The sequence below is a fragment of the Dethiosulfatarculus sandiegensis genome, assembly GCF_000931935.2.
Classification (GTDB): domain Bacteria; phylum Desulfobacterota; class Desulfarculia; order Desulfarculales; family Desulfarculaceae; genus Dethiosulfatarculus; species Dethiosulfatarculus sandiegensis.
The window spans coordinates 230,399-246,989 of record NZ_AZAC01000014.1 but is presented as its reverse complement, the minus strand read 5'-3'; the positions used below and the strand labels follow the sequence as shown (position 1 = coordinate 246,989).

Sequence of the window (16,591 nt, the reverse complement as noted above, 5' to 3'; positions counted from 1 at the left end):
AAATTACCAATAATTATTGTAGGCGTTGATGTAGAAGCGTTCTGAATCGATTTCAAACATGGCCATACACAGAAGCGACTCAGCAAGAGGGCCATCGCTGTCTAGCGTTGCTGTAACGACGTTTTTCCCCTGTTTAATCGCAGCCTTCATCTTCTCGATAACCTCCGGCGTGAACTCATGTCTTCCAGCAAAGCTGTCGGCGTCATCCTTTGTCGTGACTTGTTTTCCGTAGTGACGAATTGCAGTGCATATCTCTGAATGCATCTGACGAAACAAATCCCCAACAAGACCATCACCATCCACACCGGCAGCTTTGAGAAAAACCTCTTCGCTCAGCTCTTCGTCTGAGATGTACACAAACGAGGTCGATGAGCTATTAGAAACGAAGTCAAATTTGATCTTCATTATGCGCCTCGTCTAGCTTATTAATGCATTCCAGTACGATGTCTTTCTTGTTATCCTCGTATATGCCGTGGATGACATGTGGCAGCCAAGTCACCAAGAACACCCGTTCTGCTTCAAGTTTTTCTTCGCTTAAGGTAATACCGTAGCGAATTTCCAAGTACTCAGACAAGTTAGTATACTCTACGGAATAGTATTTTTTAAACTCACTCTTGGCTTCAATGGATGCGACAAAGAGTGCGTCGTAGACGGCTCCAAAAAAATACTCGCCAAGACCTCCACGAAATACCCCTAATGCTGTGAGAAACTCATTTCGATCAGGTTCCCATGAAATTGGGAGAACCAATTGGATTTCATTTCTCATGGTTCCTCCCGTTCTTTTGCGATTTCTTTCAAGCAGCTCTGTACCTTCACAGATGCCGCATTTGCGCAGGCTCTAATAACGTCGCCAACTTCTGGCGTGAGCTGATGCCTTTCAAAGAAATCTAGCGCGGCCTCTTTTTCATCCCAAAAAGCATATGGTGCAAAATGCAGTACAAGTGCTAACGTCGGAACTCCCAATCCAATTTTTTTATTGTTGCTTAATTCATTAAACCTATGGAGCAGTTGATTAACACTAACACGCCAATTTTTATCTCTAAAATCGCCTGAAGTGAAAAACATTGATCTGACAAACCGCTCAGATTCTTTATCATCTAGGGTGCTAATATGGTCGAATAAAATTTTAACATTTAAAGGTTCCGACTCATCTCTTTTATCGAATAGGAACCAAGAAACCTGTCCGAGTTCATACTCAGTTGTCCAGTCCTTCAAAATATTCTCAACCCGTGCCACATCTTCGGACGTTTGAATGTCTGCTGATAGGAACGGTAGGTTGTTAAGATAATGGTTTCGGAAGTCATCTGAAGCCTCGCAAGCGGCTAAGACTGGTTCGCTGTTTCTCTTGCGTGCCAAAATATAGGCGTACCGGAAAAAACCTTCATAAATAGGCCATTTTGGGATTTTCGCGAAAATGTCATTCACCTGTGCAATATGTGATCCTGATAGCTCCATAACTGTATAATAAGCAAGCAAGAAATCACGCAGTTCATCATACGTAAATGAGACATTTTCAACGCCAATCGACGCAAGCCCTAAAGATGGCACTTCCCTTCGAAGAATGATATCCTCTCTTATCAGTCGTTCAATAATTTGTCGTTCGGAACCATCAAAATCCTCAACGGATATCTGCAAGAAATTTTCTTCTTCCAGCATTTTAGAGCAAATTTTGTATAGGGAGTGTAAGACCTTCTGTCTCGAAGGAGTCGGAAACTCTTCAATCTTCATTTCCAAATATTTCTCGAATATATCCCCCTTATAAATATCTGACACATATCCAATATTCTTACCTTGATAAATTTCGGAAAAAATCCGCAGTAGAATAAGATCGTTTTTGAGGAATTCGTCCGCAACTTCTGAAAGTTGTGCTTTTATCTTAAAGTGGTGCAGGTAAGCTTCTAGTAGTCGAGATTTATTACTTTCTGACATCTCCCTGCGTAGGTCTTGCACATGATACAAATAATCGTAGAATTGAGATCCAAATACCCCTGCGAATTTATGCTCAAAAAATTCGCTCCGACAGGTTAAGATGATCTTTACGAAGTCATACTGACACAAGGCTGTAAAGAAGACTCGGAGTTCAGCAACAAACCCATCAAGATTGTTAACTTCGTTTATTCCGTCGATGACTATTACAAACGGTTTTTTGCACTCATTGGCAACTTTGTCTAGCAATTTAAAAAGATCGTTAATGGTTGGCGTATTGGGAGCAAACCGATTATTTCTGACATACGAAAATATTCGATCGGGACCTGGATAATCGTTCAATAAACGTGCAGGGATAAAGATTGTTGGAATCTCAAATGCCTTGAATTGATTTTCGATCAAATCGCAGACAAAGTTTGTTTTTCCTTGCCCGGCCATGCCCGTAACTAAAAAAATCTTTGCTTGGGCAATTCCAATTTTCTTGGAGAGGTTTTCAAGCGACCTGAACACTCCGCTTCCGCTTGACTCGATACTATGTCGAAACACCATCCAGTAGCCCTTCAAGTCGTCGTCAGGTTCAAACTGCTCAGCATGATCGCCATGCCGAGAAAACAGAGAAACATCCTTCTGGATGGTTTCAAGCGCAGTGTTTTGTTGAACAAAACGTGCCCTAAGTTCAAACAGGTTATTTGGAACCTCCAGAGTGGTGATTTCGCGTAAATTGCCTGCAACAGGTTTGAGTTTGGCCATGCCAAGAAGCTCATTGAAATAATCTAAGTCAATTCGCCTGAGATCGTCATCGATCTTTCTATAGAAAAACAAGGGATTTGCAAAATACCTCATCTCCTCTTTCGTTTCCGAGGTCTCCACAAAGACCGACGGAATATATTTCTTTGTTCGCTTCTCGTCCTCTATCTTTTGTCGACTAACTTCTAGGAAAGCGTCCAAATTGTCACGAAATTGAAGATTTGCGTCTGTTTTTGCGAACTCCACTTCGAGATGTCTATTGATACTTTGCAATTGTTCGTTAGTGAGCTCAAAAAACCTTTTCACCAAGTCTCGAAAATCGAGAATGTTTTTCGTGGGATCAAAGGCAATTGACAAACGGTTAACCACTTCTGTCAATTTTTGTGAAGTATACGTTCTCTGTCTTTCCGTTATTACATACACATAGAGGCGGTCAAAATCCTTACCAAGATCGTAAGTATCAAATTTCTCTAACGTTTCCCGCACTTTGTTGCTAGAGGAGTCAGAAGTGATTTGGATTGAAGTTCTGCTAGTTTCGCATCCAAGATCGATGGCTGGGAAATTCATTTTGATGCGGTTTTGGTTGCACAGATCAGGACAATTGAAAGCAATCGTGAAAATGGGGATGAGGAAGTCTTCCGCGACGGTGTTTATATCGAATAGCCCCATGGCATTCGCGACTTTTACCTCGTGTGCAAAACGTCCCAAAAGAGTACTTGATCTGTGTAGAAGTTTTTGACGTGTCATATTTTAATTAATTTATTAAAGTTTTCAATTTTCATTCGTAGCATCTATTAGCACTTTATTACAATTCATCACTTTATGTATCAGGTCATAGTCCTCCTACCATAACTTTAAACATAAAACAATTCCCAAGGCTCAATATTAAAGCATAATCACATCATCATGGGCTCAAAAAAGTTTTAGAATAATAATCCATTTTTTAAGAATTACCTGATCATAAAAATCATAGATTCAGCACTAAAAAAGGACTCACACAATTTTTATCTTCCCAATAAAACAGATTGGAAATCTGAGGTAATACTCAGCCTTTTCGATTTAATTACTGGCACTGGGCAACACCACGCCACTACATCTCAAAAAACCGCAATTTCCGTGCCCCCCAAATCTCGAATGGCCTACATTTTAAGTGTGTTTATCTTATTATAAGCACCCTGGCAGAGTCAAAATAATTACTCCCCCCATACCATGAAGGTTTCAAAATCCAATAGTACGCTTGAGGCCTGCCAAAGGAAAAATAAATAAGTACGAGGTTGTAGAATCCAGCCGCCGCCCCAGGAAGGGCCAAATCGTCGGGAAGGTTAAATATGAAAAGAACCGTGGAAGCTATGAGTTGACCAGCAACTGAGCAGACGGTATTAACGCCAAATAGAATAGCAAGGTCAGAAAGCCCTAATACGGCTAAAAACTCCGCATGGCAACTGACACTGATCATGGTTTTTAAAACCTAACACTTGGAGTTATAGCGTTTTCTCGTTCCTAGGCTCCAGCCTGGGAATGTAATGAATTTGAGGCTCTGCCTCATCTTCATTCCTAGCATTGCGTCACACCGCAAATTAAACCAGCGCTATTAATATAAATCCAGACGCTTTAATATCTCCAATCCTCCGCTCTATCTGCACAGCCTCGGCGGACTGGATTTTGAGAAATATAATCCAATTCCTGGCGTATCGTATTTTTATCTAAGATTTCATGTGGATAAGTTCCCTCTTGCCTGGATCGGAATTTCGGATTTTATTGTCGTGGTTAAGAAGGAATCAATTCCTGCAATTTGACAAATACTGGGAGATAAGTGGCCGCTGTCCCGGTCAGGAAACAAGGCGTTTCTTTTATCCAAACTAAAAGCCTTGATCGCGCCATGGATAAGAAAGCGGCGGAGCCGCAGGTCAGTGCGTTCCCAGGCTGGAGCCTGGGAACGAGAAATTCCTGCAATTCGACAAATACTGGGAGACAAGCGGGCACTGTTTCGGCCAGGAAACAAGGCGTTTCGTTTATCAAAATTGAATGCCTGGATCGCGCCATGGATAAGAAAGCGGCGGAGCCGCTGGTTCAGTGCGTTCCCAGGCTGGAGCCTGGGAACGAGGAAATTCCTGCGATTCGACAAATACTGGAAGAAAAGCGGGCACTGTTCCGGCCAGGAAACAAGGTGTTTCTTTTATCAAAATTAAAGGCCGGGATTGCGCCATGGATAAAAAGGCGGCGGAGCCGCAGGTCAGTGCGTTCCCAGGCTCCAGCCTGGGAACGAAAAAACGAGGAAAGCTTTCGGATTGCATTCATGGTCAGGGTTTAACCTGCGAGTAAGCCACCACCGGGCACAGGCTTAAACGGTGGTCAGTTTCAACAAGTTAAGCAGAGCGGTTCTTCAAGCCGGGTCCAGGCGGTTCTGGGAGCCCAAGGCCTGGCTCAAAAGGCCTGTTGTTTCCTCAAGCCCCACGTCTATCATCTCTTCTTTGGGGCCAAATCCCAAGGCCCCGGTATGGCAGACCCGCACACAGGCGGGTTCCTGGCCTTGAGCCAGGCGGTCCACGCAGAAATGGCATTTGGCCATTCTGCCCTGATAATCAAAATGGGCCGCCCCATAAGGGCAGACATCTTCACAGGTGCGGCAGCCGATACAGACATCTTTGTTTACCAGCACCAGGCCGTCCTCACTCCTTTTATACAGAGCGTCTACGGGGCAGGCCAATACGCAAGGGGCCTCAACACAGTGCTGGCAGGCCACGGATACAAAAGAAAGAGACACCTTGGGGTGTGAGCCCTCTTCCTGTTTGGTCACAATCCTGAAACTGCCCATTTGCGGTGAAAGATCATTCTGATCCTGACAGGCGATTACACAAGCCATACAACCGGAGCACAGATAGGTGTCAAAGGTGAATACCCACTGCATATCAAACCACCCCTCCAACCGTCCGGTTAGCCGGACAGCCCCTTCCCCAAACAGCCGGGCGAAAAAGCTCGACCCAAAGCCGGTGAAAAGAATCCAAAACCGGCCGCCATAAAGGGAAGTGATCAAATTTTGCAATGATTGGGACAAATTGCCAAATTTTAGATACTAAGGCAAGCCCAATCTTATAAAACCAGTGATAAACAAAACCTGTTTTTCAAAAAACCGGTTACCTGCGATGAATCACTGATAAAAAACCAATCTATTATTTCCGTCGCATTCCGGGCCAAGGTTCTGATTCGTCGTTTCAGACAAATCAAAATGCCGTTCTCCCACCTGTAAAGAAGAATTCTTTTCTTCAAAGAGGGAGACCTCACACAAAAGGGACTTAAATCCGGGATAACCCGAGACAGGGTCCTGATAATCGGGCTCAATTAATAGGTTCACATCTGCTTCGGGCCAGGCGTGATACATGCTCACCACCTTGGGCGGCAGCATTTCAGTAAGATTGGCCCGCACCTTTATGGCCCCTCTTTTGGTGGCGAGCTTCACCCAATCCCCCTGGCCAAGCCCCCTTGCCCGGGCGTCTTCAGGGTTTATATCCACGCAAGGGTCCGGATAAAGGGCCCTTAGCCAGGGCACTCTGAAGGTGCGGCTGTGGATGAACATGGGCAGCCGAAAACCAGTAGTCAGAATCAGGGGGAAAGACTCTTTTTCAGGCGAATCAAGGGGGCTTAAGCGCGGCTCCTGATATTTTGGCAAGGGGTCCAGCCCGGATCGGGCCATTTTTTCGGAATAAAACTCCATTTTGCCGCTGGGGGTGTCAAAACCCTTTTCCCTGTATTTGTAATAGGCCACCGGCTTGGGTGGGGGAAGCTTTCTTCCCCGTACATGTCCCTTGAAATCATTAACAGTCAGGCCCATGGGCTTGAGCATCCAGTCCAGACAGGCCTCATGCCCTTTGGTCAACAGCTCGTCTTGCGGAGTCAGCCTTTGGGCAAGATCGCAGATTATATCCACATCCGGCCTGGATTCTCCCAGGGGTTCCAGGGCGGGTGTGGTGAATATGGCGTAATTCTCAGGATATGCCTTGAACTCGCTTCGTTCGAAAGAAGAACAGGCAGGTAAAACCAGATCCGCCATCCTGGCGCTGTCAGTAAAAAACAGATCCACATCCACCAGGAAATCCAGCTCAGCCAAACTCTCTCGCAGCAGGTCCGGAGCAGGCCACATGCGGTGGTTCAGGCCAAAGGCCACCAGGGAGCGGATGGGATAAGGCTTTTGCCTTTTCAACCAGCCGGGCAAATGCATGGCCTGGGCCTGGCCTGTGAACCTGCACCAAAGGGGGTGTTCGGCCTGCCCCACCCTTGGGGCCAGGTCTTCTATGGAGCAAGGGCTTTCAAACTTTTTTTGCCTGGTGGTGTGCCCGTTTTTCACATACAGATAGCACCCGGGCATGACCTTGTTGCCGCCCGGAGCGTCATAATTGCCGGTAAGTCCGATCAGGGCCGTCAGGGCGCGGTGGTTTTGCACTCCGTTGGTGTGATGCACCGTCGCATTGGGGCTGGTGAGCATGGCCGCGGGCTTTGTAGCGGCATACATGCGGGCCGCTTTTTCCATCAGCTCCTTGGGCACCCCGGTTATCTCTTCTGTCTTTTCCGGGGTGAACTCCTGGATATATGCCCGAAACTCGCTGAATCCATGGCTCCATTGCCGAATAAATTCACGATCAAACAAATCATTGTTTACAATCACCCTGGCCATGCCCAGGGCCAAAGCGCCGGAGGTGCCGGGCCTGTTGCGCAGATGAACCGCGGCCTTGGCAGACAAAGGGGTGAAGATGGGCCCCACATCGATAATGGGAACTCCCCTTTTTATAAGCTTGTCCAAAGACCTGGCCATGGGGTTATTGGAAAAGGCGGGATTGCGCGACCAGACCAGCAGGCATTTAGTTTTGGAGAGGTCGGGACCCGGCGCAGCCCCGTAATTAAGGTTAAAGGCCAAGGAGGCGGCCGCGGAGCAGGTGGAGGATTCGGTCATGTAGTTGGGCGAACCGAACCCCAGGCACAGCCTGCGCAAAAAGGGCCGCAGCCATTTGGGGTAGCCGGCGAAAAAGGCCACAGACTCAGGGCCTGATTCCTTTTTATATTGCAGAAGCCTCTCAGCCATTAAATCCAGAGCCTCAGACCAGGAAATCGGCTCAAAATCTCCTTCACCCCTGGGGCCCTTACGTAAAAGAGGGGTTTTAAGCCGGTCCGGATGATGAATGTATTGCCTGCTGGCAGCACCCTTTGAGCAAAGGGCTCCTTTGCTGTGCGGATTTTCCTTGCTGCCTTCAATCTTAACTACCCGGTTGTCCCTAACATGAGCGTCTATGCCGCAATGGGTGACCGGGCTGCATATGGAGCAGATGGTCGGTTTGACCATGGTTGGCTGTTTATCATTTGGCATGCCTTTCATAGGCACACCATCTTCTGATGGTCGCATTTTTAAAAAACGCCCCCCGCTGGAACTTCAATAAGCCGCTGATGAACTGAAAAAATTCCTATTATCTGTATGCCGTATACAAAAGTACTATCTATAATAGTGCCTGGATCAGCCGATTATGGTCAAGCGGGTTTGTGGTCCGAACATCAAACCAATCAAGCAAATTTAAAGTAATATTGTCAGGTTAAAAACACAGGCAATTCACTGAAAAAATATTTCAGATAAAACCTATTGATTTATCAAATAATTTTCGAAATTTTCAAGAGTTTCAAAGGCAACCGGGACGGGTTCCCCCATAATTCCTAGGCAGAACAGGATATTACCTCTAAAAAAACAATATATATGACAAACTCTCCCCAAGGAGCAGCTGGACTGCCCCCACCGGAGCTTGAAAGACCAGAAAACAGCCGTTGTCCGGGAGAACAAGCCCGTGAGCATATTCAAAAAAACAGCGGATTTTATGGGCAGGGCATGCCCAACACAAGGCCTGTGAGGTTTTTTTGTGAAATCAGTTAATAATTTATTGTTTTTCCAAGAAAATAATTCCATTTCTTAGTTAATTTTAAATTCTGATTTCTAACCGGATAAATCCTTAACCATCTTTGATTTAAAAGATCAGTAATTTACAATGATCCTTTTTTCCCAACTCAAGTTAAAGACACTCACAACTCTGAAATTAAATTGATTTCTTGACATTCAACTAAATCCATAGTCATGCTTTTGGTAATGGATTCAAATTGCCGACTCAGGCATTTATCAAGCAAGAAAATCGAGTTCCATCAACTGCCCCCTTGGAAAGGCAGGCAAATGAAAAAAAACCAACTTAGCATTCTGATAGGTGGAGAGGCGGGTCAGGGCCTGGTCACCATTGGCCAGTGCCTGGCCAAAGCCCTGGTCAGGGCCGGATATCATATTGTGGTTCGCCAGGATTACATGTCCAGAGTTCGGGGAGGATACAACACCTTTGCCATCAGGGCCTCTGTAAAGAAAATAACCGCACCGGCCCGTAATATCGATCTTTTGGTGGCCCTTAATCAACAGGCCGTGGATGACCATCAAAATGAACTCAACCCAAAGGCCCTGGTTGTGGCAGATCAGGGGCTTACCTGCGGCACAACCGGCTGTTTTAATGTTCCCTTTAAGGAGCTGGCCGAAAAGCGCTACTTAAACACCCTGGCCTTAGGGGTGGCGGCTTCTTTACTGGGCCTTAAAAAGGAGCTGGTCTTAGACGCCCTTTTGCAGCTGCTTGGCAAAAAGAGCCGGGATATTATGGAAAAAAACCGTCAGGCCATGGACAATGCCTATGGTTTCACGGAAGAAGCAACCAACGGCTTTGAACAGCTGGCCGAGCCCTTGACCGGGCCGGAGCGGCTTATGCTGAACGGAAACGAAGCCCTGGGCCTCGGCGCCCTGGCCGGGGGAATAAAGTTTTTGAGCTTTTACCCCATGACCCCTTCCACCTCCATTGCCCTTACCGTGATCAAGCATGCCGACAAAATGAAAGTGGCCTATGAACAGGCCGAAGACGAAATAGCGGCCATAAATATGGCCGTGGGCGCATCCTATGCCGGGGCCCCGACCCTGGTCACCACCAGCGGCGGCGGCTTTGCCCTTATGGTCGAAGGCTTAAGCCTGGCCGGTATGGCCGAGGTGCCGGTGGTGATCGCAATTGCCCAGAGGCCCGGCCCGGCCACCGGCCTGCCGACCCGCACCGAGCAGGCGGATCTGGAGTTTGCCCTGCACGCCGGGCATGGCGAGTTTCCCAGGGCCATCCTGGCTCCGGGAAGTGTGAAAGAATGCTTTGACCTGGCCCGGTCCGCCGTCAAGCTGGCCGAAGACACCCAGGGGCCGGTGATCATCCTCACCGACCAGTATCTGGCCGATTCCCTGCGGGCGGTGGAGCCCTTTGACCTGGCCGGATTCACCCCGCTCGTCACCGGAAAGAACCAAACCGGTTTTGGAAGCGATTACCAGCGCTATGTCATCACCCAAGACGGCCTCTCGCCCAGGGCCATCCCCGGCCTGGGCCAATGGCTGGTGGTTACGGACAGTGACGAGCACACCCCGGACGGCCACATCACGGAAGACCTCTCTGTACGCATTGAAATAAACGACAAGCGCCTGCGCAAGCACGCCCTTTTATTGGAAAAGGTTGTTCCGCCCAAGTTTGAAGGGGATACCGGCCCGGAAATCCTTTTGGTCTCCTGGGGGAGCAGCAAGGGCATATGCCAAGAGGCTGTACAGGAACTGAAGCAAAGGGGCCAAAGGGCCCAAGCCTGCCATTTCAGCCAGGTGTGGCCCCTGGACCAGCGCCATTTTTTGGATGCGTTCAAAAAGGCGGGTCAGGTTGTCTTTGTGGAAGGCAATGCCACCGGCCAGTTTGCCAAGCTGGTGCGCCGGGAAACCGGCTTTGAGGCCCATCGTCTGGTTTTGCGTTACGACGGGCTTCCCTTTGATGCGGAATACATTTTAGACAGCCTGGGTAAAGGAGAATAAGAATCATGGCGACAATAGAAGATTACGGAGTCTTTGAAACCGCCTGGTGCCCGGGCTGCGGTAATTTCGGCATACGAAAGGCCCTGATCCAGGCCCTGGTTGACCTGGGCCTCATGCCCCATGAAATATGCATGGTAAGCGGCATCGGCCAGGCCGCCAAGATGCCCCACTATCTGAACTGCAACGCCTTTAACGGCCTGCACGGCAGAAGTGTGCCTGCGGCCACGGGCATCAAGATGGCCAACCCGGATCTGGTGGTCATTGCCGAAAGCGGCGACGGATGCCACTATGGCGAAGGTGGAAACCATTTTATGGCCGCCTGCCGCAGGAACCCCAACATCACCATCATTGCCCACGACAACCAGGTCTACGGCCTGACCAAGGGCCAGGCCAGCCCCACCAGCCAAAGGGGCTTTACAACCAAAGCCCAGCCCCACGGCTCCCAGAACACCCCCTTTAATCCCATGGCCGCGGCGGTTGCCATGCGGGTGGGATATGTGGCCCGGGGATTTGCCGGGGAGACGGAGCACCTGGCAGGGCTTATAAAGGGAGCCATAGACCACCAGGGCCTGTCCCTGGTGGATGTGCTGCAACCTTGCGTTTCCTTTAACAAGATAAACACCCATAAATGGTACCAGGAGAGGGTCTATAAAATCGAAGGCGAGCACGACCCCACCGACTGGACCAGGGCTCTTGAACTCAGCCGTAAATTTGGCGATCAAATCCCGATCGGAGTGCTTTATCAGACCGAAAGAAAGCCCTTTGGGGAGCACCTGGAGGCGCTTAAGCACGGGCCCTTGGCCAAGATGGAAGTGGACCTTGATAAATTTAAAAATATTTTGGAGACTTATAAGTAGGAAGAGTAAAACGGGCAAGAAATAAGTCCAAGACAATGGAGGCGGTCATGAAAGATTCCCCCTTTGTTCCCCAAATAAACACCATTCTTTGGCCCACGGATCTTTCCCCGGGCAGCCAGGCGGCCTCGGCCTATGTGGATATGCTGGCTTCCCGCTTTGACGCCCAGGTGCACCTCCTCTATGTTGCCACGGATTTCAATGAATATGACCACATCTACGGAGACGCCAATACCAAGGCTATGGTCAAATTGCAGGAAAAGGAAAGGGCGCGCATAGAGGAAAAGATAAACAACATCTGCCAGAACGACCTCTCCGGCTGCCCGGTGCAGATCAAGCACATTGTGACCGGAGACCCGGCCAGGGAGATATTGGAGGCGGCAGAGACCCTTAAGGTGGATTTGATTGTCATGGCCACCCAGGGCTGGGGAGATGAGAGCGCAGGCCCCAGGTTTTTCGGCAGCACCACGGAAAAAGTGGTGAGAAACGCCAAAATTCCGGTTTTCACCATAAAGCCCGGTAAAGCAGTAGAAGACCGAAAACAAAATCTATAAACGCCGAACACCCGGCCGTCAGGCAATTCACGCCCTGACGGCCGGGTAATTTCTTTATCCGCTCTTATTTATCCCCTGTGCACCAGCACCCTGCCCAGCCTGCGGCTGAAGGCGTGGGTCTTTTTACGAAGCCCGTCCAGATGACGCAACACGGAAAGCTTGGCCCAATCCTCAATCTGCATCCAGACCAGACAATAAACCCAAATCAAGGCAATATTGGCCCAGGATATGGGGGCCACAAACCAGCCCATGCCCACCACCAATGTGGCCAGGAGCTTGGTCACCAGGGCGGAGTAGATCATGGGTGAGGCCGGATAAGGGCCTTTCCACATTGAATCCGGGGTGCGGGCCACAAACAGGGTCAAATGACCGGCCACCGCCAGCTTGAGGAAAATAAACGACTGGATCTGGGCGAGATCCAGGCCCAGCCAGTTTTTGGCCAGCATTAAAAGGCCAAAGGTCTCCACCACCCCGATGCCGCCCAGCACACTGGCCACGGTGAGCACCCTTTTCATTTCCCAGCGCACCGGCCCGGCCGGGAGCCGGGTGTTGTCCGTGGCAATCGTCATGATCGGGATATCGTTTAAAAGGGCCAGCAAAATAATCATAATGGCGGTGATGGGGTAGAAATTATAGATCAACATGGCCAGGACCACAAAGATCATGATGCGTATGGTCTCGGTGATGCGGTATATGGCATAGGAGTTCATGCGTTCAAAGATCCGCCTGGCCTCTTCCACGGCCCGCACAATCACCTTGAGCCCCGGTGCGGTGAGCACCAGGTCAGCCGCCGCCCGGGCTGCGTCCGTGGCCCCGCTCACCGCAATCCCCACATCGGCCTGCTTAAGGGCAGGCGCGTCGTTCACCCCGTCTCCGGTCATGGCCACCAAATGTCCGTTTGATTGCAATGTCTTGACTATATTGTATTTATGCTCCGGAAAAACCTGGGCAAAGCCGTCGGCCTCCTCCACCTGTGAAACAATATCCGAAAGACCACCCGTTACAGCGGAAAAAACCTGTTCCGCAGGCTTGATATTCATACCAAGCCCCAATTGCCTGGCTGTCTCCCTGGCAATGGCCCCATGGTCCCCGGTTATCATCTTGACCTTGATTCCGTGGCTCAGGGCTTGCTCAATCGTCTCCTTGGCATCATCCCTGGGAGGATCAAACAAAGGCAGGATGCCAAGAAAACTCCAGGCCGCGTTTTCCTCTTGTCTGGCCACTCCCAGAGTGCGGTATCCCTTGGCCGCCAGCTCTTCCACCTGGTCTGAGATCTTTCGAGCCAGATCCCGGTCCCGGCACAGCTCGGCCATAACCTGGGGCGCGCCCTTGCTGACCCGGAATTTCTCCTGATCCGGCCCTTGGACCAGGGCCTCGGTTCGCTTGCTCACCGGATCAAAGGGGATGAACTCCAGAACACGAAAAGGAGAAAGATCTTGTTTTTCCTCTGCTCCCTGACGCACGGCCTGGTCAATGGGGTCCGGGTCATCTTTCTGCGAGGCCAGGGCTGCGGCCAGGATCACAGCCTCGGCCGGGTTCTTGTCAAAGGCCAGGGGAGACCCCAGGGTCAGTTGATTTTTGGTGAGGGTGCCGGTCTTGTCAGAACAAAGCACATCCATCCCGGCCATTTCCTCTATGGATTCCAGACGGCTTACAATGGCCTTCATTTTGGAAAGGCTCAAAGCGCCCACGGCCATGGTCACACTTAAAACCGCGGGCATGGCAACCGGAATCGCCGCCACGGTAAGGATTAAGCCGAACTGGAGAAGATCCATTATCGGCAGGCTTCTTTCCAGCCCCACCAACACCAGAAGAACCACCAGGGCCAGGGTGAGGTAGATAAGGTAATTGCCGATAGTGAGCACGGCCTTTTGGAAATGCGAAGGCGCGGAAGCGGTCTCCACCAAATGGGCGGTGCGGCCGAAAAAGGTGTTTTCACCGGTGGCGTAAACCAGGGCCGAGACCTCGCCTTTTTTAGCCACTGAACCGGAATAGGCCTCATCTCCGGCTTTTTTGGCCACAGGCAGGGATTCGCCGGTCAGGGCGGCCTGATCAACACTCAAAAAACCGCCCTGCATGAGCTTTACATCAGCCGGGATGATATCACCCAATTTCAAGTGCACCACATCACCGGGCACCAGGTTCCGGGCCGGTATCTCCTGCCAGGAACCGTCGCGAAGGCATTTGGCCATCAGGGCAAGCTGACCCTTCAGGGCTGTAAGGGCGCTCTCTGCCTTGTGCTCCTGGTAAAACCCGATCAAGGCGTTAAAAACAAGTAATACAACGATCACGCCAAAATCGGCCCAATGCCCCACCAGGGACGAAAGCAAGGCCGCCACTTCTATCATCCATGGGATGGGCCCCCAGAAAAACCCGGCCAGCACCTTAAGCGCGCTTTTACTCTCTTCGCTAAGGGCATTGGGGCCAAACCGGTCAAGCCGCTTTTGAGCCTCATCTGAACCCAGGCCCTGGGGTTTGGCATCCAGGGCCTCAAACAATTGCTCCAGACTCATTTCTTGTGACTTTTCGCCTGATATTGCCTCTATGGCCATACCTGCTTCCTTTTTTTAGGAAAATCATTACAGACACTTCTGCCATTATAGTATTATTTAATTCAACTATGGCCGTTTGTATTGACAATCTTATGAAAATTTCACTTCCTGCTTCCCCCCAATGAACCGATCATCCTGAACTTCCGCGCTCCACTCCGCCTTGTTCCAGTCATTTCCGAGGCTGGTTTAAATTTTTGCTTTAGCTAAATCAGAAAAAACCATCACCCGTTGACGGCGACCTGGAAACAAAGCTTGCTTTTGCTTAAACCGCCCGGACACAAGCGCCAAGCTCAAAAAAAAGATCGACTCACAACCGGGCAATCTGGTTAAAGCAAGCTTGCTTTTGACCAGTTTAGTCTAAAAAAGATAAACGATTTCAAAATATTACAAAGACAAAGGCTTTTTTGACCGGTTTTTACCGTTTAGGTGGTTGTTCCAATCCCTAAACAAGTGCTAGCTGTTTGCAATCTTTTCCAGGCCTCAATGTTTTAGCACCTCCTTTTTAAGCAATAAGGGAGGGTCCCTAAAACAATTGAGGTTAAGAGGCTAAAAGGGAGACCCGTCAAAACGGCCTCCCCGCCGGGGTCCAAGTCTTCGGCGGATTCAGTCACCCTTGATCCGGCCTTGGGGGCGGCCGGTTCAAGGGCGGCATTCTTCCAAACCGAAATCATCCAAACGGAGGTGGGTATGTCGGAACATTTGACAGACAGAGAGCTTATCCAGACCGGGGGAAGGCTGGGTATTTTCTTGAAGCTCTTTGCCGCGGTGGTTGGCATCATCGTGATTTCCGAACTTCTGGGAATAAAAAAGATCCCCCTGGGCCCCGGTTCAGTGGTGCTTTTGCCCATGCTTTACGCAGTCATATTGGGCCTTTTGATAACCCCGGATATTCTGGGCAAACCCCTTGCCTTCTTGCGTAAGATCATCGGCAAAGAAGAAATAGAGCTGGCCGGCCCCATGGTCATGCTGGCCCTTTTACCCCTGGGTGTGAAATACGGCACCCTGGTCGGCCCCAACATCGTCAAAATCATAAACGCGGGCCCCGCCTTTTTATTGCAGGAACTGGGCAACTTGGGCACCATCTTCATCGCCCTTCCCCTGGCGGTTGCTTTGGGCCTTAAAAGAGAAGCCATCGGCGCGGCTGTTTCCATTTGCCGCGAACCCACCCTGGGCGTCATGACCGAACGCTACGGCATGCGCTCCCCCGAAGCCACCGGCACCTTGGGCACCTACATGGTCGGCACCGTGGTCGGCACCATTTTCTTCGGCATTTTGGGCAGCTTTGCGGTTTACACCGGCTTGCATCCCTATGCCCTGGCCATGGCCTGCGGCATGGGCAGCGCCTCCATGATGACAGCGGCCAGCGGGGCCCTTTCCATGACCGTGGACCCGGCCATGAAAGACACTATCCTGGCCTATGCCGCCACCAGCAACATGCTCACCGGGGTCACCGGCATGTACTCGGTGATCTTCCTGGCCCTGCCCGCCACCAACTTTATGTACGGCAAATTCGTCAAGCTCTTCGGAAAGGGGGAATAACCATGCTGGATATTCAAAACACCCTCAATCAGCTCAAGGTATTGATCGTAATCTCCATGATGGTGCTTTTGGCCCAAAAAGTGGGCTTTGGCTTCTCTGTGGTGGAAGCGATCCCCGGCATCCTGGCCACCCTTGCCATTTGCATGGTTTCCCTCATTCTTAAAGACCTCACCCCCAAGTTGAAATTCCCTGCTTTTGCCTGGGCCACTATGATAGCTTTAATTCTGAGCATGCCTTTCATGCCCACTGCGCCCATGTTTCTGGCCTGGACCCAAAAAGTCAACTTTCTGGGGACCACCACCCCGATCCTGGCCTTTGCCGGTATAAGCGTGGGCAACAAAGTGGATGCCCTTAAAAAAATAAGATGGAAGCTGGTTATAGTTGCCATGGCCGTGTTCTGCGGAACCTTTTTCGGCTCCGCCATTATTTCAGAGATGATTCTGCGCATGCAGGGCATTATCTAACTTAAAATACAACCGGTTTTTTACCCGGTTTTCAAAAGGGAAAGGCCCTTTGCAGTATAAGGGCCTG

At 50.0% G+C, this 16,591-nt stretch carries 12 protein-coding genes; 6 read left to right on the top strand and 6 right to left on the bottom strand.

Annotated features, from left to right (window positions below; translation table 11 throughout):
• Window positions 1–3 precede the first annotated feature (3 nt).
• Genes X474_RS10765 through X474_RS10755 form a run of 3 tightly spaced genes read right to left on the bottom strand, consistent with a single transcriptional unit; the run spans window position 4 to window position 3,381 of the window.
• Window positions 4–405 (bottom strand): hypothetical protein, encoded by a 402-nt coding sequence (locus X474_RS10765; protein ID WP_044348787.1) that lies wholly within the window; start codon window positions 403–405, stop codon window positions 4–6.
• Window positions 389–766, bottom strand: coding sequence for a hypothetical protein (locus X474_RS10760; RefSeq protein WP_044348786.1), 378 nt, complete (start codon window positions 764–766; stop codon window positions 389–391). Before X474_RS10760 ends, X474_RS10765 begins: the two co-directional genes overlap by 17 nt.
• Window positions 763–3,381: an SMEK domain-containing protein gene (locus X474_RS10755; RefSeq protein ID WP_044348785.1), complete on the bottom strand. Its 2,619-nt coding sequence runs from the start codon at window positions 3,379–3,381 to the stop codon at window positions 763–765. Before X474_RS10755 ends, X474_RS10760 begins: the two co-directional genes overlap by 4 nt.
• A 1,105-nt stretch (window positions 3,382–4,486) precedes the next feature.
• On the opposite strand from X474_RS10755, the gene X474_RS10750 reads away from it, so the two are divergent.
• Complete coding sequence (locus X474_RS10750) at window positions 4,487–4,984, top strand: hypothetical protein (RefSeq protein WP_044348784.1); 498 nt, start codon at window positions 4,487–4,489, stop codon at window positions 4,982–4,984.
• Between the two features lie 72 nt (window positions 4,985–5,056).
• On the opposite strand, the gene X474_RS10745 is transcribed toward X474_RS10750, so the two are convergent.
• Complete coding sequence (locus tag X474_RS10745; protein WP_044349084.1) at window positions 5,057–5,581, bottom strand: 4Fe-4S dicluster domain-containing protein; 525 nt, start codon at window positions 5,579–5,581, stop codon at window positions 5,057–5,059.
• Window positions 5,582–5,821: 240 nt separating this feature from the next.
• Window positions 5,822–8,065: a molybdopterin-containing oxidoreductase family protein gene (locus X474_RS10740; RefSeq protein WP_082464301.1), complete on the bottom strand. Its 2,244-nt coding sequence runs from the start codon at window positions 8,063–8,065 to the stop codon at window positions 5,822–5,824.
• A gap of 807 nt (window positions 8,066–8,872) precedes the next feature.
• On the opposite strand from X474_RS10740, the gene X474_RS10735 reads away from it, so the two are divergent.
• Genes X474_RS10735 through X474_RS10725 form a run of 3 tightly spaced genes read left to right on the top strand, consistent with a single transcriptional unit; the run spans window position 8,873 to window position 11,969 of the window.
• Entirely contained in the window at window positions 8,873–10,561 is a 1,689-nt protein-coding gene (locus X474_RS10735; protein WP_044348783.1) for a 2-oxoacid:acceptor oxidoreductase subunit alpha, read from the top strand.
• 5 nt (window positions 10,562–10,566) lie between these two features.
• On the top strand, window positions 10,567–11,418 hold the full coding sequence (locus X474_RS10730; protein WP_044348782.1) for a thiamine pyrophosphate-dependent enzyme: 852 nt from the start codon (window positions 10,567–10,569) through the stop codon (window positions 11,416–11,418).
• Between the two features lie 47 nt (window positions 11,419–11,465).
• Window positions 11,466–11,969 carry a universal stress protein gene (locus tag X474_RS10725; RefSeq protein WP_044348781.1) on the top strand — a complete coding sequence of 168 codons (504 nt, stop codon included), beginning with the start codon at window positions 11,466–11,468 and terminating at the stop codon, window positions 11,967–11,969.
• Between the two features lie 68 nt (window positions 11,970–12,037).
• Here X474_RS10725 and X474_RS10720 read toward each other — a convergent pair whose 3' ends face one another.
• Window positions 12,038–14,521 (bottom strand): plasma-membrane proton-efflux P-type ATPase, encoded by a 2,484-nt coding sequence (locus X474_RS10720; protein WP_044348780.1) that lies wholly within the window; start codon window positions 14,519–14,521, stop codon window positions 12,038–12,040.
• A gap of 687 nt (window positions 14,522–15,208) precedes the next feature.
• Between X474_RS10720 and X474_RS10715 the strand changes: the two genes are divergently transcribed.
• On the top strand, window positions 15,209–16,060 hold the full coding sequence (locus X474_RS10715; protein ID WP_044348779.1) for a DUF3100 domain-containing protein: 852 nt from the start codon (window positions 15,209–15,211) through the stop codon (window positions 16,058–16,060).
• 2 nt (window positions 16,061–16,062) lie between these two features.
• Entirely contained in the window at window positions 16,063–16,524 is a 462-nt protein-coding gene (locus X474_RS10710) for a hypothetical protein (RefSeq protein ID WP_044348778.1), read from the top strand.
• The last annotated feature ends 67 nt before the right edge of the window (window positions 16,525–16,591 follow it).

Coding starts and splice junctions, on each gene's coding strand:
- X474_RS10765 (WP_044348787.1), bottom strand. CDS start 405: ATGAAGATCAAATTTGACTTCGTTTCTAATAGCTCATCGACCTCGTTT.
- X474_RS10760 (WP_044348786.1), bottom strand. CDS start 766: ATGAGAAATGAAATCCAATTGGTTCTCCCAATTTCATGGGAACCTGAT.
- X474_RS10745 (WP_044349084.1), bottom strand. CDS start 5,581: ATGCAGTGGGTATTCACCTTTGACACCTATCTGTGCTCCGGTTGTATG.
- X474_RS10740 (WP_082464301.1), bottom strand. CDS start 8,065: ATGCGACCATCAGAAGATGGTGTGCCTATGAAAGGCATGCCAAATGAT.
- X474_RS10735 (WP_044348783.1), top strand. CDS start 8,873: ATGAAAAAAAACCAACTTAGCATTCTGATAGGTGGAGAGGCGGGTCAG.
- X474_RS10730 (WP_044348782.1), top strand. CDS start 10,567: ATGGCGACAATAGAAGATTACGGAGTCTTTGAAACCGCCTGGTGCCCG.
- X474_RS10725 (WP_044348781.1), top strand. CDS start 11,466: ATGAAAGATTCCCCCTTTGTTCCCCAAATAAACACCATTCTTTGGCCC.
- X474_RS10720 (WP_044348780.1), bottom strand. CDS start 14,521: ATGGCCATAGAGGCAATATCAGGCGAAAAGTCACAAGAAATGAGTCTG.
- X474_RS10715 (WP_044348779.1), top strand. CDS start 15,209: ATGTCGGAACATTTGACAGACAGAGAGCTTATCCAGACCGGGGGAAGG.
- X474_RS10710 (WP_044348778.1), top strand. CDS start 16,063: ATGCTGGATATTCAAAACACCCTCAATCAGCTCAAGGTATTGATCGTA.